Raw genomic sequence first — 1,524 nt, forward strand, 5'->3', positions numbered from 1 at the left:
GATGGTTGTCGTTGCCGTCGCCACCAATCGTGTCGTCGTCGGCGCTGCCGATGACGTTCTCGATGCCATCAAGGCTGTCGCTGCCGATATCGGCGCCGGTGGCGGTGCCGGATGCCAGGTCGACATTAACGGCTGCCGTCGCGCCACTGGCGTCATAGGTGTCGCTGCCCTCGCCGCCGACATAGGTGTCGTTGCCGTCGGAGGCGGGGGTGGAGGTCGACGTACCCGTGGCCGATGCCGCCTGGCGCAGGTCCTCGCTGAGCAGCCCGACCCGGAAGGTATCGCTGCCGTCGCCGCCGAGCGCCACGTCCTTGCCGAGACCGCCGGTCAGCACGTCATTGCCGGCGCCGCCTTCCAGCAGGTCGTCGCCGGCCTCGCCGAAGAGCTGATCGTCGCCGTCATCCCCCATCAGGTGGTCGTTGCCGGCGCCGCCGAACAGCCGGTCGTCGCCCCCCTCGCCGATCAGGCTGTCATTGCCTTCGTCGCCGAACAGGTCGTCATTGCCCTCGCCGCCGAACAGCACGTCGTTGCCAAGCCCGCCGAACAGACGGTCGTTGCCGGCCTCGCCATGGATCAGGTCGTCGCCGTCGCCGCCGAAGACGGTGTCGTCGCCGGACCCGGCAAACACCACGTCGCGGCCCTCGCGGGCATGGACGAAGTCGTCGCCAGCCTTCAGCGAGATGATGTCGTCCTCAGGCGTGCCGAGCAGCCGGTCGTCACCGTCGGTGCCGGCAATCTCGTGCGGCCCCCCCTTCAGGAGCGACAGGCTCGACTGCGTGACGATGCTGCCCTTGCCGTCGCTCACCTGGTAGGTGAAGGTCACCGGGCCGCTCACCCCGCGCGCCGGCGTATAGAGCCAGACACCGTCGCCATAGGCGGTGATCGCCCCGCTCGAGGCCGTCAGGTTGCGCACGCTCAGCTCATCGCCGTCCGGATCGTAGGTCTTGGCCAAGAGATCGTCGAGGAAGATCAGCATCGACAGGTTGACAAGGCCGTTGGCCAGAACGTTGCGGCCGAGCGACACCGGCAGCCGGTTGGCGCGGGTCTCGTCATCGTCGTCGTCGCCGCCATCGCCGCCATGCTGGCCAGGGCCGCCCGGCAGTGCCCCCCCGCCATGACCGTTGCCATCACCGTCGCGACCATCGCCGGGACCGCGGCCACGACCATGGCCGCCGCCGCCGCCACCGTGGCGGGCCCGACCAGGATTGGGGAAGTGGAAGTTCTCGCCGTTGATGCCGATGCGGCCGTCATTGTCGTTGGCGTTGAAGGCCCGCATCACCGTGTCGGCAAGGTTCGGATTGCGCGGCAGCGGCAGGTCCTCGAAGCTCAGCCGCACCGAGGCGACATGGCGCTTGCGGATGACGCCCGAGGTGCTCGCCATCAGCTCATCGGTCATGTCGCGCAGGAAGGCGGCGACATCATCGATCGCCGCCAGATTGGTGGCCTCGGGACCGGGCGGCTCCACCGGCTCCGGGCCGGCCGCCTTCTGCTCATGCGCCGGCTCGGGCTTGTCCTTGCCGCTGC

General features: G+C 69.2%; 1 protein-coding gene. It reads right to left on the reverse strand.

Going from position 1 to position 1,524, the window contains the following annotated elements; translation table 11 throughout:
* The coding region (locus tag FHT97_RS31370) for a cadherin-like domain-containing protein (protein WP_246712868.1) at positions 1–1,524 on the reverse strand (1,524 nt) is incomplete at both ends.

The organism is Rhizobium sp. BK399 (genome assembly GCF_014194695.1).
In the GTDB taxonomy this organism is placed as follows: Bacteria; Pseudomonadota; Alphaproteobacteria; order Rhizobiales; family Rhizobiaceae; genus Rhizobium.